Annotated in this window: 24 protein-coding genes and 1 tRNA gene; 15 read left to right on the top strand and 10 right to left on the bottom strand. The window is 66.4% G+C overall.

Translation table 11 applies throughout. The features are described from left to right. Positions 1 to 119: 119 nt before the first annotated feature. Together IPU70_RS19875 and IPU70_RS19870 are read left to right on the top strand one after the other, a co-directional pair. Complete coding sequence (locus tag IPU70_RS19875) at positions 120 to 1,319, top strand: benzoate/H(+) symporter BenE family transporter (protein WP_041654392.1); 1,200 nt, start codon at positions 120 to 122, stop codon at positions 1,317 to 1,319. Positions 1,320 to 1,338: 19 nt separating this feature from the next. Further along, on the top strand, positions 1,339 to 2,661 hold the full coding sequence (locus tag IPU70_RS19870; RefSeq protein ID WP_242702600.1) for a serine hydroxymethyltransferase: 1,323 nt from the start codon (positions 1,339 to 1,341) through the stop codon (positions 2,659 to 2,661). Positions 2,662 to 2,667: 6 nt separating this feature from the next. On the opposite strand, the gene IPU70_RS19865 is transcribed toward IPU70_RS19870, so the two are convergent. Continuing rightward, complete coding sequence (locus IPU70_RS19865) at positions 2,668 to 4,164, bottom strand: PLP-dependent aminotransferase family protein (protein ID WP_207469601.1); 1,497 nt, start codon at positions 4,162 to 4,164, stop codon at positions 2,668 to 2,670. A 107-nt stretch (positions 4,165 to 4,271) separates the two neighbouring features. Here IPU70_RS19865 and IPU70_RS19860 point away from each other — a divergent pair, with 107 nt between their 5' ends. Next, entirely contained in the window at positions 4,272 to 5,177 is a 906-nt protein-coding gene (locus tag IPU70_RS19860) for a LysR family transcriptional regulator (RefSeq protein ID WP_207469599.1), read from the top strand. 10 nt (positions 5,178 to 5,187) lie between these two features. Here the strand turns inward: IPU70_RS19860 and IPU70_RS19855 are convergent, their stop codons facing one another. Together IPU70_RS19855 and IPU70_RS19850 are read right to left on the bottom strand one after the other, a co-directional pair. Next, positions 5,188 to 6,153, bottom strand: a complete 966-nt coding sequence (locus tag IPU70_RS19855; protein WP_207469597.1) for a tripartite tricarboxylate transporter substrate binding protein — start codon at positions 6,151 to 6,153, stop codon at positions 5,188 to 5,190. Next, on the bottom strand, positions 6,150 to 7,031 hold the full coding sequence (locus IPU70_RS19850) for a dihydrodipicolinate synthase family protein (protein WP_207469595.1): 882 nt from the start codon (positions 7,029 to 7,031) through the stop codon (positions 6,150 to 6,152). The genes IPU70_RS19855 and IPU70_RS19850 overlap by 4 nt, the downstream gene beginning before the upstream one ends. Before the next feature lie 174 nt (positions 7,032 to 7,205). Between IPU70_RS19850 and IPU70_RS19845 the strand changes: the two genes are divergently transcribed. The 3 genes from IPU70_RS19845 to IPU70_RS19835 all read left to right on the top strand — a co-directional run bounded on the left by IPU70_RS19845 (position 7,206) and on the right by IPU70_RS19835 (position 9,515). Further along, entirely contained in the window at positions 7,206 to 7,652 is a 447-nt protein-coding gene (locus IPU70_RS19845; RefSeq protein WP_207469593.1) for a cupin domain-containing protein, read from the top strand. Between the two features lie 108 nt (positions 7,653 to 7,760). Next, on the top strand, positions 7,761 to 8,738 hold the full coding sequence (locus tag IPU70_RS19840; RefSeq protein ID WP_207469591.1) for a tripartite tricarboxylate transporter substrate binding protein: 978 nt from the start codon (positions 7,761 to 7,763) through the stop codon (positions 8,736 to 8,738). 33 nt (positions 8,739 to 8,771) lie between these two features. Next, entirely contained in the window at positions 8,772 to 9,515 is a 744-nt protein-coding gene (locus tag IPU70_RS19835) for a GntR family transcriptional regulator (protein ID WP_207469589.1), read from the top strand. A gap of 12 nt (positions 9,516 to 9,527) precedes the next feature. On the opposite strand, the gene IPU70_RS19830 is transcribed toward IPU70_RS19835, so the two are convergent. The 4 genes from IPU70_RS19830 to IPU70_RS19815 all read right to left on the bottom strand — a co-directional run bounded on the left by IPU70_RS19830 (position 9,528) and on the right by IPU70_RS19815 (position 12,337). Further along, positions 9,528 to 10,223, bottom strand: a complete 696-nt coding sequence (locus tag IPU70_RS19830) for a glutamine amidotransferase (RefSeq protein WP_207469587.1) — start codon at positions 10,221 to 10,223, stop codon at positions 9,528 to 9,530. Positions 10,224 to 10,234: 11 nt separating this feature from the next. Then, positions 10,235 to 10,507: a cytoplasmic protein gene (locus tag IPU70_RS19825; protein WP_207469585.1), complete on the bottom strand. Its 273-nt coding sequence runs from the start codon at positions 10,505 to 10,507 to the stop codon at positions 10,235 to 10,237. A gap of 5 nt (positions 10,508 to 10,512) precedes the next feature. Next, on the bottom strand, positions 10,513 to 11,355 hold the full coding sequence (locus IPU70_RS19820) for a YggS family pyridoxal phosphate-dependent enzyme (RefSeq protein ID WP_207469583.1): 843 nt from the start codon (positions 11,353 to 11,355) through the stop codon (positions 10,513 to 10,515). Between the two features lie 115 nt (positions 11,356 to 11,470). Beyond that, entirely contained in the window at positions 11,471 to 12,337 is an 867-nt protein-coding gene (locus IPU70_RS19815) for an AraC family transcriptional regulator (protein ID WP_207469581.1), read from the bottom strand. Between the two features lie 122 nt (positions 12,338 to 12,459). On the opposite strand from IPU70_RS19815, the gene IPU70_RS19810 reads away from it, so the two are divergent. The 3 genes from IPU70_RS19810 (at position 12,460) to asd (ending at position 14,612) form a co-directional block, all read left to right on the top strand. Beyond that, on the top strand, positions 12,460 to 13,005 hold the full coding sequence (locus IPU70_RS19810) for a carboxymuconolactone decarboxylase family protein (RefSeq protein ID WP_207469579.1): 546 nt from the start codon (positions 12,460 to 12,462) through the stop codon (positions 13,003 to 13,005). A gap of 63 nt (positions 13,006 to 13,068) precedes the next feature. Next, positions 13,069 to 13,641 carry a redoxin domain-containing protein gene (locus IPU70_RS19805; protein WP_207469575.1) on the top strand — a complete coding sequence of 191 codons (573 nt, stop codon included), beginning with the start codon at positions 13,069 to 13,071 and terminating at the stop codon, positions 13,639 to 13,641. 122 nt (positions 13,642 to 13,763) lie between these two features. After that, positions 13,764 to 14,612, top strand: a complete 849-nt coding sequence (gene asd / locus IPU70_RS19800; RefSeq protein ID WP_207469574.1) for an archaetidylserine decarboxylase — start codon at positions 13,764 to 13,766, stop codon at positions 14,610 to 14,612. Between the two features lie 12 nt (positions 14,613 to 14,624). Here asd and ptsJ read toward each other — a convergent pair whose 3' ends face one another. Both ptsJ and IPU70_RS19790 read right to left on the bottom strand, forming a co-directional pair. After that, positions 14,625 to 15,920, bottom strand: a complete 1,296-nt coding sequence (gene ptsJ, locus IPU70_RS19795; protein ID WP_207469572.1) for a transcriptional regulator PtsJ — start codon at positions 15,918 to 15,920, stop codon at positions 14,625 to 14,627. Positions 15,921 to 16,099: 179 nt separating this feature from the next. Beyond that, positions 16,100 to 18,364, bottom strand: coding sequence for an Orn/Lys/Arg decarboxylase N-terminal domain-containing protein (locus IPU70_RS19790; protein ID WP_207469567.1), 2,265 nt, complete (start codon positions 18,362 to 18,364; stop codon positions 16,100 to 16,102). 169 nt (positions 18,365 to 18,533) lie between these two features. Between IPU70_RS19790 and IPU70_RS19785 the strand changes: the two genes are divergently transcribed. Next, positions 18,534 to 18,608, top strand: a tRNA-Cys gene (locus IPU70_RS19785). Positions 18,609 to 18,640: 32 nt separating this feature from the next. Here the strand turns inward: IPU70_RS19785 and IPU70_RS19780 are convergent. Continuing rightward, positions 18,641 to 19,531: a LysR family transcriptional regulator gene (locus IPU70_RS19780; RefSeq protein ID WP_118931531.1), complete on the bottom strand. Its 891-nt coding sequence runs from the start codon at positions 19,529 to 19,531 to the stop codon at positions 18,641 to 18,643. A 104-nt stretch (positions 19,532 to 19,635) separates the two neighbouring features. On the opposite strand from IPU70_RS19780, the gene IPU70_RS19775 reads away from it, so the two are divergent. Genes IPU70_RS19775 through IPU70_RS19755 form a run of 5 tightly spaced genes read left to right on the top strand, consistent with a single transcriptional unit; the run spans position 19,636 to position 24,153 of the window. Further along, on the top strand, positions 19,636 to 20,796 hold the full coding sequence (locus IPU70_RS19775; RefSeq protein ID WP_207469565.1) for a Xaa-Pro peptidase family protein: 1,161 nt from the start codon (positions 19,636 to 19,638) through the stop codon (positions 20,794 to 20,796). A 42-nt stretch (positions 20,797 to 20,838) separates the two neighbouring features. After that, entirely contained in the window at positions 20,839 to 21,609 is a 771-nt protein-coding gene (locus IPU70_RS19770; RefSeq protein ID WP_207469563.1) for an ABC transporter permease, read from the top strand. Positions 21,610 to 21,632: 23 nt separating this feature from the next. Beyond that, complete coding sequence (locus tag IPU70_RS19765) at positions 21,633 to 22,610, top strand: ABC transporter substrate-binding protein (RefSeq protein WP_207469562.1); 978 nt, start codon at positions 21,633 to 21,635, stop codon at positions 22,608 to 22,610. Between the two features lie 2 nt (positions 22,611 to 22,612). Beyond that, positions 22,613 to 23,416: an ABC transporter ATP-binding protein gene (locus IPU70_RS19760; RefSeq protein WP_207469561.1), complete on the top strand. Its 804-nt coding sequence runs from the start codon at positions 22,613 to 22,615 to the stop codon at positions 23,414 to 23,416. Then, positions 23,413 to 24,153, top strand: coding sequence for an arylmalonate decarboxylase (locus IPU70_RS19755; protein WP_207469560.1), 741 nt, complete (start codon positions 23,413 to 23,415; stop codon positions 24,151 to 24,153). The genes IPU70_RS19760 and IPU70_RS19755 overlap by 4 nt, the downstream gene beginning before the upstream one ends. Positions 24,154 to 24,224: the final 71 nt, after the last annotated feature.

Here is a 24,224-nt window from a genome sequence, read left to right as displayed (position 1 = left end):
CAGAAAGCGGTCTGCCCATGACTCTCAATGTGGCAGGTATCAACATACCGCAAGCAACCTAGACTCCTCGTTCAAGCCTGGCCGCGCGGCCAGGCCCCACCATGAACGCGGAGTGATACATGAACGCATCGCCGGCAGGCCTGAGACCCGCCGATTTCTTTTCTCCCACTGTCGCCGCCCTGATTTCGGTGCTGGTGAACTACGGCGGCACCTTCGTGCTGGTGTTCCAGGCGGCTGAGCTGGCCGGACTGTCGCCGGCCCAGACCACTTCCTGGGTATGGGCGGTTTCCGTCGGAGTGGGCGTCACGGGCGCGCTGTTGAGCTGGCGCTACAAGGCGCCGATCATCACGGCCTGGTCCACGCCCGGCGTGGCGTTTCTTGCGACCGTGATGCCTTTCACACCCTACGGCGAGGTCATCGGCGCCTATATCCTGTCGGCGCTGGGCTTCATAGTGCTGGGCCTGTCCGGCGCTTTCGAAAAGCTGGTGCGCATGATTCCGGGCGGCATCGCCGCCGGCCTGCTGGCCGGCATCCTGCTGCAGTTCGGCGTCAATGCCTTCGGCGGCGCCAGCGCCGATCCGCTGCTGGTCATCGTGCTGGTCATATCCTATGCGTTACTCAAACGCTTTACCTCGCGCTTCGCGGTGGTCGGCATCCTGGTCATCGGCCTGGGGCTCCTCATCGCGCAAGGCCGAATCGACTTCTCGGCCGTCCACCTCAGCCTGGCCGCGCCGGTCTTCCAGATGCCGCAGTTCTCGCTGCAGGCCTTGCTGGGCGTGGCCCTGCCCCTCTTCATCATCACGCTGACGGGGCAGTACATGCCCGGCATGCTGGTGCTGCGCAACGACGGCTACAAGACCAGCGCGAGCCCCATCCTGACCGTGACCGGACTGGGCTCGCTTGTCATGGCGCCGTTCGGCGCGCACGCCTTCAACGTGGCGGCGATCACCGCCGCGATCTGCACCGGCCGCGACGCGCATGCGGACCCCGCCAAGCGCTACATCGCTGGCTTGGCCTGCGGCGTGTTCTACATCCTGGTCGGCACGTTCGGCGTCACACTGGCGACCTTGTTCATGGTTCTGCCCAAGGCCTTCATCACCACGCTGGCGGGACTAGCCCTGCTGGGCGCCATCGGCGGCAGCCTGGCCAATGCGATGGCCGACGCCCGCACTCGGGAGACCGCCCTCATCACCTTCCTGGCCACCGCCGCCAACGTCACCCTGCTGGGCGTGGGCGGCGCGTTCTGGGGCCTGGTTGCCGGCCTGACCGCGCACCTGCTGATCCACGGTGGCCAGCGGACCCTGGCCGCCAACGCCTGACGCTTCTCATTGCCACATCATGCTCATCCAACCAGGAACCTCCGTGACGAACATTGCCCCGCCCGACAGCCTCGCGCTGCCTGCCATCAGCGCCCTGCCCCTGTCACAAGCCGATCCCGGCATCTGGGGCGCCATCGACGCCGAACGGCGCCGCCAGATGCACTCGATCGAGCTGATCGCCTCCGAAAACTTCGTCAGCCGCGCGGTGCTGGAAGTCCAGGGCTCGGTGCTGACGAACAAGTATGCCGAGGGCTACCCAGGCCGCCGCTACTATGGCGGCTGCGTCAACGCCGACATGGCCGAGGAGATCGCCATCGAGCGCGCCACGCGCCTGTTCGGCGCCCGCTACGCCAACGTGCAGCCCCACTCCGGCAGCCAGGCGAACCAGGCAGTCTATCTGGCGCTGCTGGCGCCGGGGGACAAGATCCTCGGCCTGGACCTGAAGGCAGGCGGCCACCTGACCCACGGCTCCAAGGTCAACATGTCGGGACGCTGGCTGCAGGCGTTGAGTTATGGCGTCGATGCGGCCACGCATCTGGTGGACATGGATGAGGTCGAGCGCATTGCGCGCCAGGAAAGGCCCAAGCTCATCATCGCCGGCGGCTCGGCCTACTCGCGCACGCTGGACTTCGCGCGCTTTCGCGCCATCGCCGACGACGTGGGCGCGATCTTCATGGCGGACATGGCGCATTTTGCCGGATTGGCCGCGGCCGAAGCGTACCCCTCGCCGGTGCCGCACGCGCATGTCACCACCACCACCACGCACAAGACGCTGCGCGGCCCGCGCGGCGGCATGATCCTGACCAACGACGCCGAACTCGCCCGCAAGATCGATTCGGCAGTCTTCCCCGGTCTGCAAGGCGGTCCGCTGATGCACATCATCGCCGCCAAGGCCGTGGCCCTGGGCGAGGCGCTGCAGCCCGCGTTCCGGACCTATGCCCACGCGGTGGTCGAGAACGCCCGTGTCCTGTGCCGCCGGCTGGCGGAAGGCGGGCTTTCCATCGTGTCGGGCGGCACCGATTGCCACCTTGGTGTGGTCGACCTGAGGCCCTGGGGACTCGCCGGCAACACGGCGGAACAAGCCCTGGAACAGGTGGGCATCACCCTGAACAAGAACGCCGTTCCCAACGACGCCGCCAAGCCCGCCGTCACCTCCGGCATACGCGTGGGCAGCGCCGCCTGCACATCCCGCGGCATGGGTCCGGCTGAATTCCAGGAGATCGGCGACATGATCCTGGCCCTGCTGGGCGGCGTGCGCGCCGGGGCCGTCGACGCCCGCACGGAAAGCGCCATCCGCGAGGGCGTGGCCGGGCTGGCAAGGCGCTTCCCCCTGCCCTACTGAGGTGTTCTAGGCCCGCCTCAGCGCGTTCGACAGCCGCAGCACGGCGGCTTCGATTTCGTAGGCTGTCAGGGAGGCATAGCCCAGCAGCCAGCCCTGCTGTTTGTACTCGCCTGCGTACAGCCTGCTCAATCCGGGCAGGCGCAGCCCAGCGGCCTCGGCCTGGCGGATGGTCTTTTCCTCGGACCATCCGCGTTCGAGCAGACACGGGATCTGCAAGCCGCCGGGAGGCCTGACGGCCTGCACAATGCCATCCAGATGCCTGCCCAACGATTCCAGCAGCACCTGCCGACGGCCGGCGTACAGCTTGCGCATGGCCCGCACGTGCGAGTTGTAATGGCCGTCTTCCATGAAGCGCGCCAGCGTCAGTTGCAGGATCTGCGGAGTATGTCCGTCCATGATGCTGCGCGCGCGGGCAAAGGCCTCGACCAGACCCGGCGGCAGCGCCATGTATCCCATCCTGAGCCCTGGATACAGCGTCTTGCTGAACGTGCCCAGGTAGATGGTGCGCTGATGCAGGTCCAGACCCTGCACGCAGGCGGTGGGCACGCCGTCGTAATGGAATTCGCTGTCGTAGTCGTCCTCGATGATCCACTTGCCGTGTTCCACGGCCCAGTTGATCAGTTCCAGCCTGCGTTCGAGCGACAGCGTCACGCCCGTGGGGTACTGGTGCGACGGCGTCACGTACACGCAATTGGCGCCGCTGCGGTCCGCGCGCAGCAGGTCCATGCGCAAGCCCTGCGCGTCGACGTCGATGGGCGCGATGCGCGTCTCCGCTGCTTCAAAGGCCTTGCGGGCGCCAAAGTAGCCGGGGTTCTCCATCAGGATGGGCTTGCCGACGTCCGCCAGCAATTGCGCGCACAGGAACAGGGCCTGGCGGGTGCTGCTCAGCACCAGGACCTGTTCGGGCAAGACCTTGGCGCCGCGTTCCAGGTTCAGGTAGGCGGCGATGGCGCGGCGCAGCGGTTCGGCGCCCTGCGGGTCGCCATGCAGCAGCACATGGGCGCGGTAGTCCTTCATTACCTGGCGTTGCAGCCGTTCCCAGATATCGATGGGAAACGTGCGGGTTTCCGGCAGGCCCGTGGCGAACGCCCTGATGACTTGTTGATCGGCGACGCCGCCGCTGTCCAGGATCATGCGTCCGCGCCGGCTCAGGCCCGCCCCGGGCTGCGCCACGGCCGGCCTCTGATCCAGCTTCGCCCGCCTGCGCGCGGCGCCGCGCAGCTCGGCGCCCACCGTCTCGGACACATAGCTGCCCGAGCCCTCGCGGCGCACGATGTAGCCGTCACGATGCAACTGCACGTAGGCGTTTTCCACCGTGTCGCGCGCCACCCCCAGCGACTTCGCCAGGCCGCGGGTCGCGGGCAGCCTGAGGCCCGGCCCCAGCGCGCCGTCCAGGATCAGGGCGCGCAGCGCCCGCTGGATACGCTGATGCAGGTCCAGCCGCTGGAGTTCCGCATCGTTCATGCGCATCTTCAGCGTATCCAGCTCGAATGTCTTTGCCATGTGGTCTGCTCACAGTAGGAAAACTGGCCTGTCCGGCCCGGCCATTCTATCCGTAGACTCACTCGCTCGCCGCAGGGCCCTACCGATACACGCACTGGGAGACGACCATGGATTTCAGGCAGCTCAGACAGTTCGTCGTCCTGGCGACGGAATTGAACTATCGCAAGGCCGCCGCGCGGCTGCACATGACCCAGCCGCCGCTCAGCGTCGCCATCAAGCGGCTCGAAACCGAGATCGGCGCGGACCTGTTTGAACGCGACCGCCTGGGCGTGCGTCTCACGGTCGCCGGAGGCGCCTTCCTGGGCGAAGCCAAGCGCTTGCTGGAAGGCGCCGACGCCGCGCTGCAAACCGCGCGCGACGCGGCAGAGGGGCGCATGGGCGCCCTGCGCGTGTGCGCAGTACCCAGTGCCGCCTTGAACCTGCTGCCGCGCATCCTGCCGGAATTCGCGCAGCGTTTTCCACATATACGGCTGCGCCTGACCAGCGGCAGCACCGTCGGCATCCTGGCGGGATTGCAGCGCGGCGAACTGGACGCGGCATTCCTGGTGCCGCCCGCTTCCGGCGTGCCGGGCATCGCGATCACCGCCTTGCAGCGGGAACGGCTGGTGCTGGCCGTGCCGGCGGGCCATCGACTGGCCGGTGTGAAAAGCGCCAGGCTCTCGGACCTGACGGACGACGCCCTCGTGACCCTGGCGCATTCGGACAGCCCCGGCTTCGCCGGCGAAATCGTCGCGGCCTGCCAGCGGGCCGGATTCCATCCGCGGGTCTTGCAGGAGTCGTCCCACGCCCTCATCAGCTTGCCGCTCATCGCCGGCGGCCTGGGGGTCGCCATCGTTCCGTCGGCACTGCGCAGGATCGCCATCGACAACGTGGCCTACGTGGACCTCGCGGACGTCGCGGGCGAACCGCTGACCTATGCCATGGCGCTGGCGGCGCCCGCGCAGTCCGTGAACCCTGCCGTTCGCTGGTTCATCGAGACTGCGCGCGAGGTGCTGGGCGCGCAAGCGCCCTGAAACCCCGGACTTACTGCTGCGGACGGGAAAGAATGCCCGTCCACTTCTTCTGTTCGGCGACGACTTTCTGCTCGAACGCGGTCTGGGTGCCGTCCACGGGTTCGCTGCCCCGCGCGTAGATCTTGTCCTGCACCGACGGGCTCTTGGCGACTGCGGCGATGGCTGTGTTCAAGCGCGCGACGACATCGGCCGGCGTGCCTTTGGGAACGGCAATGCCCGACAACGAACCGCCTTCCACGTCCTTGCCCAGCACTTCCTTGACCGTGGGAATGTCGGGCAGGTTGGCCAGGCGTCGCGACGACGTCACCGCGTAGGGACGAATCTGCTTCGCCTCGACGAAACCCACCGCGGTGACAGCGGAAACGGCCGTCAAGTCCGTGTTGCGGCTCATCACCGCCGTCATGGATTCCGATCCGCTCTTATAGGGCACGTGCAACATCTTCACCCCTGTCGCCTGTTGCAGCAGCTCCAGGACCTGGTAGTTGTCGGAGCCTTCGCCCGCGGTGGAGAACGCGATCTTGTCGGCCTGGACCGACGCGGCCTTGATGATTTCCGGCAGCGACGCATATGGGCTGTCCACGCCCACGGCCAAGACCGTGGGTGTGTTCGCCAGCATGGCAACGTAGGTGAAGTCCTTGTTCGGGTCGTAGGGCAGCTTCTTGTAGATCAGCGGGTTGACGGCGACCATGCCATTGGTGATCACCAGCAGCGTGTAGCCATCGGCCGGCGACTTCGCCACCGCCCCCGCGGCGATCGAGCCGCCCGCGCCGCCGCGGTTCTCCACCACGACCGGCTGGCCCAGCTCCCGCGTGAGCCCCTCGGCGAACACCCGCGCCGTGGTGTCGGTCACGCCGCCAGCGCCGAACGGCACGATCAGGCGTATGGGTTGGTCAGGGTACGGACCCGCCCAGGACGCCGCGGCCGGCAGCATCACACCCAGCAAAGCCGCCATGCAGCGGCGCAATCCCTTGTTCATCCGGCTATCTCCATTTTCTTGAGGATTTCTAGAAGTTGTTGCTGCAGGTCCGCCGGCAACGGCGCCAAGGGCGCGCGCAAGCATCCGCTGTCGAAGCCACGCAATTGCAGGCCCGCCGCGACAGTCCTGGGCAGGCCATGGTCCATGAGGAAATTCAACAGATCGATCTGCCGGCCAAACCACTCGTCCGCGCCGCGCGCGTCCCCGGCCATGGCGCAGCGGTAGAGGTTCAGGGCGTAGGACGCGCTGACGTTGGCCGACGCCGTGCACCAACCCGCCGCGCCCTCCGCGAATCCGGTGCGCGCCATGCAGTTCAGGCCGATGTACACGGCCGTGCGGGCCGGGCAGGCCGCACGCAGCCTCGGGATCTTGGTGGGGTCGGGACTGCTTTCCTTGATCATGCTGACGTTGGGCAGCTCCGCCAGCCGGGCCAGGAACTCGACGGGCAGGTCCATGCCCGTGGTGAACGGGTTGTTGTAGACCATTACCGGCGTGGCGACCGACTCGCAGACCTCGCGGTAGTAGGCGTGGATCTCCTCCTGGGTAAGTTTCCAGTAGGTGCTGGGCAATAGCTGCAAGGCCGCGGCACCCGCGCGTTCGGCGTAGCGTGCATGGCGCACGGTGCTGGCCGTGCTCAGGCTGGACACGCCCGCCAGCACGGGCAGACGCCCGCGCGCCGCGCCGATGACGGTGTCGATGACAGCCTCGCGTTCGCCATCGTCCAGGTAGGGCAGGCAGCCGACGCTGCCCAGGGGCGCCAAGGCATGCACGCCCTCGCCGATCAGCCGTTCGACGTGCGCTTCCAACAGCGCGAGGTCCACCCGCCCGCGCTCATCGCAAGGCGTCAGCAGGTAACCGATGATTCCCTTCAAATGCATAGCTCGCTTCTCCATGACGGCTTGCAGTCTAGGGAGGCCGCGCGGGGCGGTCCAATACCTATTTCCTGGGCGCCTGATATCTCCCGCCCGCGCTGCCGCCAGGCGAATCTTGTATCCAGTAATTCGGGCGCAAGGCCGATAGACTTTCCCGGCCAATTCACCAAGGAGCAAGCCATGAGCAGCAACGTCGTGCCCGAACAGCCGCAGACCCACCACATGCCCCAATACCGCAGGCCGGAAGATATGGAATGGGAGATGGGCCGGTTCAAGAACAAGACGAAGTTCCTCTTCCACACGCGGGAAGAGCGCCCCACCGAACCCAATGCCGGCTTTCTGCGCTATGAGCCGGGCGCGGGCTTCCGCCTGCACAAGCACGATTTCGCCCAGGTCTGGTACGTGATCGACGGGGAGTTCAACATGGGCGGAAAGATGTACGGCCCGGGTACCGTGGTGTTCCATCCGGACCCGCACATCGAGGAAGCGCTCAGCACCGAGACAGGCGGCACCTTGTTCTTCGTCCAGTACCAGGGGCCCACGACCGGCGCGCGGCCGGTGTACGAAGGCCGCATGAACATCCAGGGCGAACCGCCCGCGATTACCGAGCAGGACCTCGAACACTGATACCCGCGGTTCCACGGACGGCCGCCGCCATTCGCCGCCGTCCGTGGCAGACCCGGCCCTGCCGGACCTGCACACAAAAAAATAGAAGATTCCAAGGAGACAATCATCATGCACGCCCCCTTTCTGCGCGCCTGCGTCGCGTCGTTGACGCTTTCGCTTCCGCTCACGCTGGCCAGCCCGTCCCAGGCCGCCGACGCCTGGCCCGAGCGGCCCATCACGCTGGTCGTGCCCTTCGGCGCCGGCGGCATCACCGATGTCACGGCGCGCACGGTAGCCAGGCAGCTGCAGGCCGAGCTCGGCAAGCCGGTAGTCGTGGAAAACAAGCCCGGCGCGGGCGGGAATATCGCCGCCGACATCGTGGCCCGGGCCAAGCCCGACGGCTATACGCTGATGGTGATCACCAACGGCATGGTCGCGGTCAATCCTCTCATCCACAAGCAGCTGAACTACGACGCGCTCAAGGATTTCGCCTATGTGTCCATGATCGCCAGTACGCCACTGGCCCTGGTCGTGCCCGAAGCCTCGCCGATCCGGGACCTGCCAGCGTTGGTCGCCCGGGCCCGCAGCCGGCCCGACGCGGTCTCCTTCGCCAGCTCGGGACAAGGCACCTCGATCCACCAGGTGTTCGCCCTGATGCAGCAGCAAACCAGCGCCACGCTCATGCACGTGCCCTACAAGAGCGGCGCCGAGGCGGCCACCGCCTTGCTCTCCGGCGTGGTGGACGTGACTGCGGTCGAGACCGTGGTGGTCGGCCCGTTCATCCAGTCCGGCAAGATGCGGGCGCTGGGCGTAACCTCGGCACAGCGGGTGTCGAATCTGCCGGACGTTCCCGCGGCCCGCGAGACCCTGGGCGGCGATTTCGATGTAGGCTCGATATCGGGACTGGTCGCGCCTGCCGCGACGCCCAAGGCCATACTCGACAAGCTGGAAGGCGCCATGCAGGCGGTGGCACTGAGCGAGGGCATGGCGCAGCTGTATGCGCAAGGCAGCCAGCCCATGCCCACGGGATCAGAGGTCTTCCTGGCACGCATGCTCCAGGAGCAAAAAAAGTGGCGGCTGGTATTCTCCGCGGACGCCGGAAAATAGCCGCATAACCGTCAAGGACGTGGGAGTCAGGCCATGGATCGCACATATCCCGCCGCGGAAGAACTGGTGCAACACCTGGTGGAGTCGATCTCCGCAAAGATCTTCAATGGCGCCTATGCGCCCGGGCAGAAGCTGCGGCAAGAGACGCTGGCGGAAGAATACGACGTCAGCCGCACACCGGTGCGCGAAGCGTTCCGGCAGCTGGAGACCAAGGGCCTGATCGTGCAGCAGCCGCGCTACGGCGCCACGGTGGTGGCGCCGACCATCAAGGACATCGGCGCCAACTACTGGCTGCGCGGCGAACTGGAAGGCATGGCGGCCGAGCTTGCGGCGCGCTGGATCTCCGACGCCGATCTGCAAAAGCTGCAGGCCACCCACGCCGAATGCGCGCAGGCTGTCGGCGCGCTGTACGCCGAGGTCAACGCGGGCGGCGGGGCCACGCCGCGTCAGGCTGCCGCGCCCATGCAACACTGGGTCATCAAGAACCAGGAATTCCACGCCCTGATCTTCCGCGCTGCCGGCAATGCGTCGCTGGAACGCATCATCAAGGACCTGCACACTGACTACACCAAGAACATCCTCAACATGACCGTGCTGGGCATGTACGAGGCCCGCATGAGGAAGAACATCGAACACCATGCGGCCATCGTCCAGGCGCTGACGGCGCGCGATGCCGACGCCTCGCGTGCCGCCATGCGTTCGCACATCCATGAGTCAGGAGAGTTCGTGGTGGATTGGCTGCAAAAGCGCCCGGAGGGGCGCAAGCGACCGAGATAGCGCAGTACTGCCTCAGATCCCGTCCAACCATCGCTCCATCGCCGCGCGCGCACGACGTTCGAGCTCGGGGCCGTAAAGCCGGGCATCCTCGCGGATGACGGCGGGATTGATCTGCCGCAGGCTCAACTCGCAGGCGTGACCGATGAGCCAACGTTCGATCTGCGTAGAATCCGCCTCCAGGTGGAACTGCAGGCCCAGTATCCGGCGCCCCAGCGCGTACGCCTGGTTCGGGAAACCCGGCGTTTCGGCCAGACGCGCCGCGCCCTCGGGAATGGCGAACTGGTCCCCGTGCCAATGCAGCACGGGCACGTCCTGAACCACGCTCAGCACGGAATCCTGCCCTTGCGGCGTGAGCGTCAGCGGCGCATAGCCGATCTCGGCGCGGCCGGTGGATGTCACCTCCGCGCCCAGCGCCGCCGCCATGAGCTGCGCACCCAGGCAGATGCCCAGCGTCGGCTTGTCCTGACGCAGCCGGTGCGCAATGGCGCGCAATTCCTGCTCCAGGAAGGGATAGCGCCCGGTTTCATAGACGCCTATGGGGCCGCCCAGGATCACGACGAGGTCGGCATTGCCGAGGGTGGCGGCGTCGATGGTGTCGACGCCCGCTTCCAGGTATCGCACGCTGTAGCCACGCTCTGCCAGGACCGGCGCCAGGATGCCCAGGTCTTCGAAGGGAACGTGGCGGATCGCCAATGCGCCGAGGCTCATGCCGGATACTCCTATTGCGGGCTCGGATGGCGGTCCAATCCGCCCAGCAAGCCTTCGGGGGTTGAGACGAACACGTGTTCCGCAGCCAGCAGCCGGATGCCTTGCGGTGTGCTTTCCAGCAAACGTCGCTCGCCGTCGGCGACCATCAGGCTGAGCTGAAAGCCGTCCTTGGCGGGCAGGCGCGCCGCGATATCGCGGCTGTCGTCGAGAGCCGACGCCGCGGTGGATTCGAAATGGCCGATCAGGCGGCCGTCGCGTTTGATGATGAGTCGATACACCGGCATGCGCGCTACTCCTGTCCGCCGGACTCGCGCGATTCCGCGCCGCTGTCGGCAGGCCAGTAATAGGAATCGGGCGTGTTGCGCGCGCCGAAGATGGCCTGTCCGACACGGACCACGGTGGCGCCTTCCTCGATGGCGATCTCGTAGTCGCCGGACATGCCCATGGACAGTTCATCCAGGCCTATCCCCGCGGGCGCTTCCTGGCGCAACCGATCGCGCAGCGTGCGCAGCAGGACGAAGCACTCGCGCACGCGCGCCGCTTCGGCCGAGAACAGCGCCAGGGTCATCAGGCCGCGCACCCGCAGCCCCGAAAACGCCGGCAGTTCGCGCAGGAAGGCCGCCGTCTCCTCCGGCTGCAGTCCGTACTTGCTTGCCTCGCCGGAGGTATTGACCTGCACGAACACATCCAGCTGGCGGCCTTCCGCCTGTAGCCGCCGGTCCAGCGCTTCAGCCACCCGCAGGCTGTCGAGCGCCTGGAACTCGGCCGCATAGCGGGCCACGAGCTTAGCCTTGTTGGTCTGCAGGTGGCCGATGACCGACCATCTCAAGTCGGTCAGGTCTGCCATGGCTTCCCATTTCCTGGACACTTCCTGCAGCTTGTTCTCGCCGAGGTAGCGGCAGCCGGCCTCGTAGGCCAGCCGGATGCGCGCCTCTTCCACGGTCTTGCTCACCGGCAGCAGGCGCACTGTCGCCGGATCACGGCCGGCGCGCAGGGCCGCATCGGCAATTCGCCCGTTGACCGCGGCCAGATTGCAGCGGAAATCCTCGACCGACTGCGCCTGCGGCCAGCGGCCATGCTGGTCGTGCTGTGTCTGGGTGCCGTTGTCTTGCCCTGGGCCTTGCTCGCTCATGCCTGAACCTCGCGTAGGAGTGGCGGCCGGCGTGTCCCACAACGCTTATGCCGTCCGCAGTTTTGTCATAGGTCAATATTATCATGATGGCGACGAGACTTGCCGGCTACTGCTGCTAGGCGTTGGCGGCCAGCCATTCGCGCGGTGAAACGCCCATCCGCTGCCGGAACGCCTTGGACAGCGACGAGGCACTGGAAAATCCCAATTCCGCGGCCACCAGCTTGACCGCGCGGCCAGAGCGCATCATGGACGCCGCCAGGCTCAAGCGCCAGTCGGTCAGGTAGGCCGCGGGCGTGGCGCCGGTGGCGTCCTTGAAGGCCGCCGCGAAGGCGCTGCGCGACATGCCCGCCATCGCTGCCATCCTGGCCAGGGACCAGTCTTCATAAGGCGAGCGATGCAACGCCACCAGCGCCCTGGCCAAGCGGGGATCCGACAGGCCCATCACCAGGCCGCTGGTCACGCCTACCTCCTCCGGATGGTCGAGTATCCATCTGAGCAGCTGGATCAGCACCACCTCGAACAGGCGGTCTGCCAGCAGGCGCGAGCCGCAGCGCACGTGATCGGCCTCGGCAAACAACAGATCCAGCGCGGGCCGCAAGCCTTCGACCGCGTCCAGCGGGATCCGCACCACGGACGGCAGCGACTGCACGATGGGATTGCGTTCGCCACCATCGAAATCCAGCGCCGCGCAGGTGAAGTCCGAACCGTCCCGGGGGGGATTCACGAACTCGTGATGCACCGCGCGTGGATAAAACAGCAGCGTCGGCTCGGACAGGCGCAGCCGCGGCGTGGCGGTCTCGCCTGGGCGATGCCGCACTTCCATCTCGCCCCGGCGCAACACGTGCAGAAAGCCGCGCCCCGGCACGGCTTCGAAGGCCTGGGTGCCGCATAGCGCGCCCGTGTGGAACAGCGTCGCGCGCACCCGGAAGCGGTCCAGCAGCGCCGATAGCCGGTCAACCTGACGAGGAACAGGATCACTCATATATTGGACGTAAAGACAATTTCCATGGATTAAACAACACCTTACGTCCAATCATTCTACGTACGATTTCTCCAGCCCGTCCGATATCGGCGGCCTTTTTTTCATTTCCAGGAGTTACCGACATGTCCCGAGTTCCTCTTATCGATGCCAGCAGCGCCAGCGCCGACCGCAAGGCGCTGCTTACGCAGATCCACGGCGCCTTTGGCGCCACGCCGAACATGTTCAAGGCCGTCGCCAATTCGCCGGCGGCGCTGCAAAGCATGTGGGGCGCTTTTGGCGCCTTGGGCGGTGGCGTGATCCCGGCCAAGCTCGGCGAGCAGATCGCGGTGGCGGTGGCCGACCGCAATGCTTGCGAATACTGCCTTGCGGCCCATACGGCCCTGGGCCGCAAGGCCGGCGCCAGCGCCGAAGAAATGTCGGCCGCCCAAGGCGGCGACGCCGCCGATCCCAAGACCGCCACGGCGCTGCGCTTCGCGCTGAAGCTGGTGGAAGCGCGTGGGCAAGTGAGCGAAGCCGACGTGCAGGCCGTGCGCGCGGCAGGCTATAGCGACCAGGAGATCGTCGAGATCCTGGCGCACGTCGCGCTCAACCTTTTCACCAACTATGTCAACGTGGCCTTTGCCGTGCCGGTGGACTTCCCGGGCGTGAAGCTGCGCCGGGCCGCGTAATCCAGTCCCCCCAGTGCGGGCGGGGCGAGACCGCTCCGCCCGACACGCTACAGGAGCCTTCAGATGTCCCGATCCGACGCCATTGCCGACGCATTGCCCCCACCCTTGCTGGTGGACGAATGGCTGAATGCGGACGGCCCCATCGAGCTCACCGCGCTGCGCGGCAAGGTCGTGCTGCTGCATGCGTTCCAGATGCTGTGCCCCGGGTGCCTGTCGCATGGGCTGCCGCAAGCCGAACGCGTGCACAGGCTGTTCCGCGGCAAGGATGTCGCGGTCATCGGCCTGCACACTGTTTTCGAGCACCACGACGTCATGAGTCCAGCGGCGCTGCGCGCCTTCAATCACGAGTATCGATGGAGCTTTCCCATCGGCATCGACCGCCCCGCCGCGTCCGACGCCATCCCGATGACCATGCAGGCCTACGGGCTGCGCGGCACGCCTAGCCTGGTCCTGCTGGACCGCCAGGGACGCGTGCGCCTGCAGCACTTCGGCAGCATCGACGATTTGGCCCTGGGCGCCGCCATCGGCGGGTTGCTGGCCGAGGACGATGTCCTTCCGAGCGGCGCTGCGGCGCCTGGAGAGCCCGCCCGCCAGGCCTGCGACACGGAGAGTTGTCGCGCGCCGACCCCGCGATAGGCGCATGCCATCCGCGCGCGTAGTGCAACGGCACACATTTGTCCTATGCCATAATAAATAATAATTCAGGACAATAATCACCTCACCGCCCGAGCATCGCGTCCGCGGCAACCACGAGCTTCATGTCTACGTCTCCCTCCCTGTTGTTCCAGCGCGTTGCGCCCAAGCTCTGGCTGACGCGCTGCGCCGGCCGGCTGGCCTCATGCCGCCAAGCCTGGGTGGCCCAGCCGCTGATCCGCGGCTACGCCAAGTGGTATGGCATCGATCTCGACGAAGCCCTGCTCGCCGACCCGAAGGCCTATGGCAGTTTCAATGCCTTCTTCACCCGGGCCTTGAAGCCGGGCGCCCGCAGGCTGGCCGACGCGGACTGGACTAGTCCCGCGGATGGCACCGTGAGCCAGTTCGGCCGTATCAGCCTGGGGCAACTGATACAGGCCAAGCAGCGCCAGTACAGCGCCGCCGCGCTGCTGGGCGATGCGGATCTGGCGCGGGCATTGGGCGGCGGCTGGTTCACCACGATCTATCTGAGTCCGCGCGACTACCATCGCGTGCACATGCCTTGCGAGGGCCGGCTGCTGGGCATGCGCCATGTGCCGGGGACGCTCTACTCCGTCAAGCCGGAGGTCGTGCAAGGCATGGACGGCTTACTGGCGCGCAACGAACGGCTGGTCTGCTGGTTCGAGCATCCCCGCCATGGCGTCTACGCCATGGTGCTGGTGGGAGCCGCCATCGTCGGCAGCATCGCCACTACGTGGCATGGCCAGGTGGCGCCGCATGGGCGTCGCATCCAGCAGTGGGACTACGGCAGCCTGGTGGCGCCCTTGCGCTTGCCGCAAGGTGCCGAGATGGGGCACTTCGAGTTGGGTTCGACCGTGGTAGTGCTGATGCCCGGCAGCGCCTGGCGCTTCCATCCGGACTGGAAAACGGGGCGGACGGTCAAGCTGGGACAAGCCATGGCCGACCGGCGTTGAAACCGGTGCCGGCTAACCCATGCTTTCCCGGATATCCCGCGCCAGCTTGCGGCACTGGCCGGGCTCGATCGCGGAGAGGGTGATGCGCAGGCCACGGACCGGTTCCTGGACCCCGAAGGCATCGCCATGGCGCACCAGCCAGCCGCGATGGGCCAGGGCCAGCGCGACCGCCTGGTCATCGGTATCCAACGGCACCCAGAGGTTGAGGCCGTCACCGTCCGCCGCGTACGCCACGCCCTGATCCAGCAAGGCGTTCTCCAAGGCCTTGCGACGCTGCGCGTAATCCTTGCGGGCCAGCCCCATCTGCTTGGCGACCTCGGGCCGGCCCAGCGTGACCTCGACCATGTCTTGCAGCAGATGGCTGACCCAGCTGGTACCGGAGGCCAGCCGCAGCCGCAGTTGCCGCGACGTCGCGGAATCGCTGGCCACCATCGCCAGGCGCACGTCGGGGCCCAGCGTCTTGGAGAACGAGCGCACCAGGGCCCACCGCTGCGCGCCGGACGGCAGCACCGAGTGGTACGCCTTGCCCGACAGCAAGGCGTAGTGATCGTCCACGATGACCATGGCGTGGGGATACCTGGCCAACACCCGCGCCAGCGCTTTGGCCCGCTTTTCGCTCAGGCTGCAGCCCGTCGGATTGTGGGCCCGCGGCGTCAGGATGACGGCCTGCGCGCCCTTGGCCAGCGCCGCCTCCAGGGCCGCCGCCTGCATGCCTTCGGCGTCGACGGGCACGCCCAGCGCTTGCAAGCCGGCGATGCGCAGCATGTTGATGCTGCTCAGGAAGCATGGGTTCTCGACCGCCACCTTGTCGCCGGCCACCAGGTGCGAGCTGAGCAGCCGCTCGATGGCGTCCACCGCCCCATGGGTCAGGTTGATCTCGAAGGGCGTCGGGCAGTCCGGCGCGAACCAGGCGCGGGCATAGCTTTCCAGCCCCGCATTGACGGTGGGCTCGCCGTACAGCCGCGGTTGATAGGGCCGGATGGCGAGGGCCGCGCTCAGGTCCGGCAGCCAGGCCGGGTTTGGATTGCCGCTGGCCAGGTCCGCCAGTGGCGAGTCCGACAGCGCGCCTTCCTGTTCCCCAGGGCCGGACTGGTCGCGGATGATGGTGCCCAGGCGGCCCTGGGTCAGGGCGATGCCGGCCGTCACCAGCCGCTTGTAGGCGGCGGCGACAGTATTGCGGTTGATATCCAGTTCGACCGCCAGATCCCGCACCGGCGGCAGCGCCTGGCCCGGCGGCAGCTGCCCCGACTGAGCCATCGCGCGCACGCAATCGAAGATCTCCGCGGCGGTCTTTCCTTGTATTTTCATAGAGTCCTAAGACAATCCCGTTCCTGGCACGGACAGCGGCCGGGCCGCGTCAAGTCAATGCGGGCCAACTCCTGGCCGGACCGACTACTGGCCGGGCCGACTCCTGGCCGGACCAACTCCTGGCCGAGTCAATTCCCGGCGTAAGTTTGACACGGATTCCCCGTACGCATAAAGCGGGCTCACCGCACGCAATCCACGTAGTACCGCAGGTTTCCGTCCGCGTCGCGCAGCTCCACGAAACCATGGATATCCGTGCCGAATCCCGGACATTCCCGGCTCAGTTCGCGGGAGAACTTCAGATAATCGACGATGGTCCGGTTGAATACCTCGCCCGGGACCAAAACGGGTATGCCCGGGGGATAGGGCGTGATCAGGCTGGTGGTGATGCGGCCTTCCAGATGATCGATCTCCACCCTCTCGGTGCGCCGCTGCGCGATGCAGGCGTAGGCGTCGCAGGGCTTCATCGCCGGGACGACGTCGGTCAGGTACATGTCCGTGGTCAACCGGGCAATGTCATGCCGGGCATAGGTCGCATGCACATGCTGGCACAGGTCGCGCAGGCCCATGCTCTCGTAGCGGGGGAACTTGCGGCAGAACTCCGGCAGGATCCGCCACATGGGCTGATTGCGCCCGTAGTCATCCTTGAACTGCTGCAGCGCGGTCAGCAGCGAACTCCAGCGCCCCTTGGTGATGCCTATCGTGAACATGATGAAGAAGCTGTACAGGCCGGTCTTCTCCACGATCACGCCATGTTCAGCCAGGAATTTGGTGACGATGGAAGCCGGAATGCCGCTGTCCGCGAAGTTGCCGTCCAGGTCCAGCCCGGGCGTCACGATGGTGGACTTGATCGGGTCCAGCATGTTGAAGCCGTCGGCCAGTTCCCCGAATCCGTGCCACGACGCCTCGCCGTCGCCAGCGCGGATGATCCAGTCCTCGGGCGAGCCTATGCCCTCCGGCGCCAGCGTCTCGGGTCCCCAGACCTTGAACCACCAGTCGTCGCCGGCAAAATGCGTGCCGACCTCTTGCATCGCGCGCCGGAAATCCAGCGCCTCGGCAATGCTCTCCTCCACCAGCACCGTGCCTCCCGGCGGCTCCATCATGGCCGCGGCGACGTCGCAGCTGGCGATGATGGCGTACTGCGGACTGGTGCTGGTGTGCATCAGATAGGACTCGTTGAAGAGGTGCCGGTCCAGTTGCCGCGTCATGGAGTCCTGCGCCAGCACGTGGCTGGCCTGGCTGATGCCGGCCAGCAGCTTGTGCGTGGACTGCGTGGAGAACACCAGGGATTCCCTGGGCCGAGCGCGCTGCTTGCCCATGCAGTGGTAGGCGCCATAGAACGGATGGAACACCGCGTGCGGCATCCAGGCCTCGTCGAAATGCAAGGCGTCCACATAGCCGTCCAGCGCGGCCTTGATCGTCTCGGTTTCGTAGATGATGCCGTCGTAGGTGGACTGCGTCAGCGCCATCACGCGCGGCCGGACCGCGTCGGCGTCCAAGTGCTTGAGCAGAGGATGGGCGCGGATCTTCTCGCGGATGGTCTCGACTTCGAACTCGCTGCGCGGGATCGGGCCGATGATGCCGAAATGGTTGCGCGTGGGGCGCAGGAAGACGGGGATGGCTCCGGTCATGACGATGCTGTGCAAAATCGACTTGTGGCAATTGCGGTCCACCAGCACCACATCCCCCGGCGCGACCATGTGATGCCACACGATCTTGTTGCTGGTGCTGGTTCCATTCGTCACGAAGTAGCAGTGATCCGCATTGAAGATGCGCGCCGCGTTGCGCTCGCTAGCGCCGATGGCGCCGTTGTGGTCCAGCAGCTGGCCCAACTCCTCCACCGCATTGCAGACGTCCGCGCGCAGCATGTTCTCGCCAAAGAATTGGTGGAACATCTGGCCCACCGGACTCTTCAGGAACGCCACGCCGCCGGAATGCCCCGGGCAATGCCAGGAATAGGAGCCGTCCTCGGCGTAGTCCAGCAAGGCTTTCAGGAACGGCGGCTTGACGCCTTCCAGGTAGGCCCGGGCCTCGCGGATCAGGTGCCGCGCCACGAATTCCGGCGTGTCCTCGTACATGTGGATCACGCCTTGCAGTTCGCGCAGGATGTCGTTCGGAATGTGCCGCGCGGTCTTGGTTTCGCCGTAGACGTAGATCGGCACATCGGCGTTGCGCCGCCGCACTTCGCTGATGAATTCCCGCAAGGCCAGCAACGCCGGCGCCACGCCCTCGCCATGCGCGAGTTCCTCGTCGTCGATGGACAGGATGAAGGCGCTGGCGCGGCTTTGCTGCTGCGCGAACAGGCTGAGATCGCCGTAGCTGGTCGTGCCCAGCACATCGAATCCCTCGGCCCTGATGGCCTCGGCCAATACCCGGATGCTCAGGCCGGAGGTGTTTTCCGAGCGGAAGTCCTCGTCGATGATGACGATGGGAAACTGGAACTGCATTGCTGTCCTCGATCGAATCCGGGCCGCCCCCATGGCGGCCCGGCAGCAAGGACAGCCGCGCTGCCCGTTTTACCGGTGGCCGCGCAAAACAGCAGTCCGTCCGCCCCCAGACGCTTGCAATTTATTTTGTCCTCGAACACAATTATATATGTCTTAGGACAAAAAAATTGGCGCGGTGGCAGAGTGGCTATGCAGCAGGATTGCAAATCCGCATAGGTTGGTTCGATTCCAGCCCGCGCCTCCACTCTCCTGGCTAGTGGACGGGGGCCGGCCGCGCTAGACCGCGTGATCGCGCAGGTGTTCCCGCAATGCGTCCGCGAAGGACAGCGCGATGACTGACGACGGCCAATGCTCCGGCCATACCAGGCTCAGGTCAAAAGAGGCGCCCGGTTCCAGCGGCCGCAGTTGATCCAGTCCGCCCGGGATGCGCGCGGCGGTCAGCCGGTCGACCAGCGCGATGCCCACGCCTCGCATCACCAGTTCCATCGCCACCGAGGTCCAGAACACCTGCACGCGCCGCCGCGCATAGACCTTCTGCTGCTCCAGCAGCGCTTCCAGCCAGAAGCGGGTGTGATCCAGGTTGTCGTAGATGATGAGATCGCGGCCGGCCAGTTGTTCGACGCGTATGGTGTCGAACTTTTCCAGCGGGTCGCCGGGGGGAATGGCGCAATAGAGCTGCAGGCTGACCAGCGGCTCGGCCACGACGCCCGGGTGCTGCCCCCCGTAGAAGCACACGCCCATGTCCACCTGGCGCGCGGCCACCCATTCGACGATGCGCGCCGAACTGCGCGTCTGCAAGGCCACGGAAATATTAGGCCGGTCCGCCATGAAGCTGGCCAGCACGTCCGGCATGACGGTCAGAGACAGCAGCGGCAAGGACGCGACGGTCAGGTGGCCCTGTTTTTCGCTGCCCAGGTCCTTGATGAAGCTGTCCAACTGCGAAAGACCGGAAAAAAGCCGGTCGACCTGGCCATACAGCGCCCTGCCTTCGGGCGTGGGCAGCAGACGTCCGCCCTTGCGCACGAACAGCGCCACGCCCACGCGGCGCTCCAGCTGGGCGATGTACTTGCTGGCGGCAGGCTGCGAAATCAGCAGCACCTGCGCCGCCCGCGACACCGAGCCTTCCCGCATTACCGCCCTGAAGATTTCTATCTCTCGCACGTTCATGCGCTGACTATAACTATTTAGCTATAGGCATGGCAATTATTGGTATTAGGCAGTTATGTAGATTGTTCCTAGGATGATCGCTCGACTTTCATCCAGGACCCATCGTGTCGGAAAACTATGCACCCATGGAATTGCCGTTCGGCCCGGACGTCTATGCCGCGAACCTCGCGCTGCTTGCGCGGGACATCCAAGCCCAGGGCCTGGCGGCGGCCATCCTGTTCGACCCCGAGAACATCTACTGGCTGACCGGCTACCGTTCCATCGGCTACTTCACGTTCCAGTGCCTGGTGGTCACGGCCGACGGCGGCATCGCCATGGTCTCGCGCCAGGTCAACCACGCCGTGGCAACCGGCAATCGCAACATCGCGCGCTTTATCGCCATCGATGACATCAGCGATCCGGTCGAGGTGCTGGCCGGCTATCTGCGAGACATCCTGCCCCGCGGCCGCGTAGGCCTGGAAACGGCCTCCGGCTACCTCAGCGTGTCCGCCTACAAGCAGTTGCAGGCCCGCCTGGGCGAACGTCTGGCCGACTGGCAAGGGCCGATGGAAGAGGCGCGCAAGATCAAGACCCCGGCGCAGCTGGGATTCATGCGCCAGGCCGCGGATGCGGCGGTCGCCGGCATTGATGCGGCGGTACGCGCCATCGCCGTGGGCGCCACCGAGAACGATCTCGCCGCCGCCATGCTGCACGGCGCCACCAAGGCCGGAAGCGAATACACCCGCGTGCCGCTGGTGGCCGCAGGCCGCGCCAGCGGGGTCTGCTTCACCACCTGGCAGCGCCGCGAGCTCAAGCAGGGCGATCTGGTGTTCCTGGAGGCCGCGGCCAACATCAACCGCTATCACGCCATGATCTCGCGCAACTGCGTCGTGGGACGCGCCACCGAACGGCAGCGGTTCCTGGCCGGCACCGTCATCGCCGCGCTGGACGCGGCCATCGACGCCATCCGCCCCGGCGTCACGTCCGCCCAGGTGGACCAGGCCTGCCGGGCGGTATTCGAACGCGCCGGGCTGGCGCATTACTTCGACCACCGCACCGCCTACGGCATAGGCATCGGCTTTCCGCCCAACTGGGCCGAAGGGCGCTTCCTGGCGCTACGCCCGGGAGATCCCACCGTGCTGGAACCCGGCATGACCTTTCACCTCGTGCCTTCGCTGTTCATGCCCGAAGGCGGCTTCATGGCCAGCGAAAGCGTGGCCGTCTCCGAGGACGGCTGCGAAGTGCTCACCCGCTATCCGCGAGAGCTGATCGAAATCGACACCTGACTACCAAAAGCGGCGCGCCAACAACATACAAGGGGAATTGCCGTGTTGAAGAACTGGATGTATCCAACCATCGCGGTCATCGGGGTGCTGCTGTTGTGGCACGTCTCGATACCGCTGTTCGGCCTGCCGGCCTATCTGTTGCCGCCGCCGCTGAGCGTGCTCGAACGGCTGTGGACTGACTCGGCGTTCCTGGGCCATCACAGCTGGGTCACCTCCGTCGAAACGCTGGGCGGCTTTCTGCTGAGCATCGCCGTCGGCATACCGCTGGGCATCCTGCTGGTGTGGTCGCGCCCGCTGGAGCGCGCCATCATGCCGCTGCTGGTGGTTTCGCAGGCGTTTCCCAAGGTGGCGGTCGCGCCGCTCATCATCATCTGGTTCGGCCTGGGCCTGTTCCCCAAGATCCTGATCGCCTTCTCGGTGGCCTTCTTCCCCATCGTGGTCAGCACTGTGGCGGGCATGCGTTCGGTGGACGCGGACCTGAACGACCTGGCCCGCTCGATGCGGGCCGGCGCCCTGCGGACCTTTCTGCGCATTCGGCTGCCGTATGCGCTGCCGCAGATCTTCTCCGGCCTGAAGGTCGCCATCGCCTTCGCCACCGTGGGCGCGGTGGTGGGCGAATGGGTGGGCGCGGAAAGCGGGCTGGGCTACGTGCTGCTGTCGGCCAACGCCAACCTGGACACCACGCTGCTATTCGCCGTGCTGGTCGCGCTCATGCTCATCGGCCTGGTCTTCTACTACCTGGTCGAGTTTTCCGAACGCTTCCTGATCCCCTGGCACATCAGCGTGCGCAGCGACGCCCTGCCCGCTGTCTGACCCCGCCCTCCGGAGACACCATCATGAAATTCACGACCCGACTTGGCTGGACCCTGGCCTGCCTGCTGGCCGCAGGCGCAGCCAACGCACAAGAGAAATTGAGCCTGCGCCTGGACTACAGCATCTACGGCACGCACGCGCCGCTGTACTACGGCATCGACAAAGGCCTCTACAAGGCCGAAGGCATAGACCTGAGCATCGGCGAAGGCAGCGGCTCCAGCAATACCGCCAAGCTGGTGGCGCAAGGCATCGATCCCATCGGCTTCATGGATTACGGCACCATGCTCAAGGGCGTCGCCGCGGGCATGCCGCTGAAAGCCGTTTTCGCCGTGCACCAGCGCTCCCCCATGGTCATCATCAGCCATGCGGACGCGCCGGTGCGCGCGCCCAAGGACCTGGAAGGAAAAGTGCTGGGCATGAGCGCGGCCGAATCGACGGCGCAGATGTTCCCGGTGCTGGCCGCCCTGAACGGAGTGGACCAGAAGAAGATCACCGTCATCGCGCCCGCCGTGGGCACCAAGACCGCCCTGTTCCTGCAACGGCGCGCGGACGCCATCACCGGCGTGACCTACTTCCACATCCCCCCGCTGGAAGCGCAGGGCGCCAAGGTGCATTACTTCTTCTATGCCGACTTCGGCGTCAACGCGCTGGAAGGCGGGCTGGCAGCCAATACCAAATGGCTGGCGGCCAACCCCGACACCGCGCGCCGCTTCCTGCGCGCCACGCGCAAGGCCTATGAGGCGGCCCAGGCTGATCCGGCCGCCGCGGTCGACGCCCTGGTGCGCCAGCGGCCGGAACAGGCGCGCAACCGCGATCAACTGGTGCGCCAGCTGCAGCTTTCGCTGCAAGCAGCCGGCACGCCCAACACCAAAGGGCTGCCGTTCGGCGTCTCTTCGGAAAAAGACTGGCAGGCCATGGTCGACCAGTTCGTGCAGTCGAACCAGATCGCCAGCCCGCTCCCGACCAGCGCGCTCTACACCAACGACTACAACAGGGAATAGACATGGCACACCACGCAGCCCTGGCGCTCGCCCCGGAAGCGGGCGCGCCCGATACCGCCATCGACATCCGCGGCATGGTCCAGCGTTTCGGTTCCTACGTCGCGGTCGACGGCATCGACCTTGCCATACCCGAAGGCCAGTTCCTGTCCGTGCTCGGCCCGTCCGGCTGCGGCAAGAGCACGCTGATGCGGGCGGTCGCCGGCCTGACGCCGCCCTCCGCCGGCGAGATCCGCGTGCTGGGCGAGCGCGTGACGGAACCAGGCGCCAACGTCGGCATCGTGTTCCAGCGCGCAGCGCTATTGCCGTGGCGCGACGTCGCCCGGAACATCTCGCTGCAGCTGGAGATGCGCAAGCTGCCCGCGGCGCGCTACGAGGCCCGGCTGCGCGAACTGATCAGACTCAGCGGGCTGGAAGGCTTTGAGCAATGCCTGCCGCACCAGCTGTCCGGTGGCATGCAGCAGCGCGTGGCGCTGTGCCGCGCGCTTATCCACAACCCCGACATCCTGCTGATGGACGAGCCCTTCGGCGCCCTGGACGCCATGACGCGCGAAGCCATGAACCTGGAACTGCAACGGGTCTGGCTGGAAAGCAAGAAGACCGTCATGTTCATTACCCACAGCATCTCGGAGGCGGTGTTCCTGTCCGACCGCGTGGTGGTGATGAGCAAGCGCCCGGGCCGCGTGGCGCTGTCCGTCGACATCGACCTGCCGCGGCCGCGCGACTACACCATGGTCGGCCACCCCAACTTCGTCAAGGCGACCACGACCATACGCGAGTGCTTCGATGCCGCGGGGATGACGGAATGAACCCCGTCCGCTATGACGCTGGCCCCTACCCCCGGGCACGCATCGCCTTCCTGTGCGTGGCCAACGCCGGCCTGACCGAGGGAGAAATGCACGCCATGGCGCCCAAGGGCGTGGGCCTGAGCTTCGGCCGCGTGCCGATGGCGACGGCCTGCTCCGTGCAAAGCCTGGCCGGCATGGAAGGCGGGTTGCGCCAGGCCCTGGACAGCCTGGTTCCGGGCCGCCGCGATATCGATGTGCTCTGCTACAACTGCACCGCCGGCAGCTTCGTGATCGGCAACGACAAAGTGCGCACGCTGCTGGCGCAGGCCCGGCCCGGCTCGACCGCGACCACGCTGCTGGATGGCGTCGCGGCGGCGCTGGCCGCGGTCGGCGCCCGCCGCCTGGCCATTGCGACCGCGTATGACGACGAGGTCAACGCGCTGGAGCGCGCCTGCTTCGAAGGCGCCGGCCACGAAGTCGTTTCGCTGCAGGGCCTGGCCCTGCCCGATGACGAAACCATGAACCGCGTCTCGCCCGACTATCTGTACGAATTCGCCTGCGCCGTGGACCGGCCCGATGCGGACGCCGTCTTCATCAGCTGCGGCGCGCTGCGCTCCACCGCCGTCATCGAACGCCTGGAGGCCAGGCTGGGCAAGCCCGTCATCGGCAGCAATCAGGCCAGCATGTGGCATTGCTTGCGGCTGGCGGGGATCGACGACCGGATGGACGGCTACGGCCGGCTGTTCCGGGAACATTGAAATCCGGACCTGCCATGGATGAAATCGATACCCGCCTGATCGGCATCCTGCTCCCGGCGCACCGCTGAACG

The sequence above is a fragment of the Achromobacter sp. SD115 genome (assembly GCF_017355315.1).
Classification (GTDB): domain Bacteria; phylum Pseudomonadota; class Gammaproteobacteria; order Burkholderiales; family Burkholderiaceae_B; genus Achromobacter; species Achromobacter xylosoxidans_B.
This window is presented reverse-complemented; position numbering and strand designations above follow the sequence as displayed.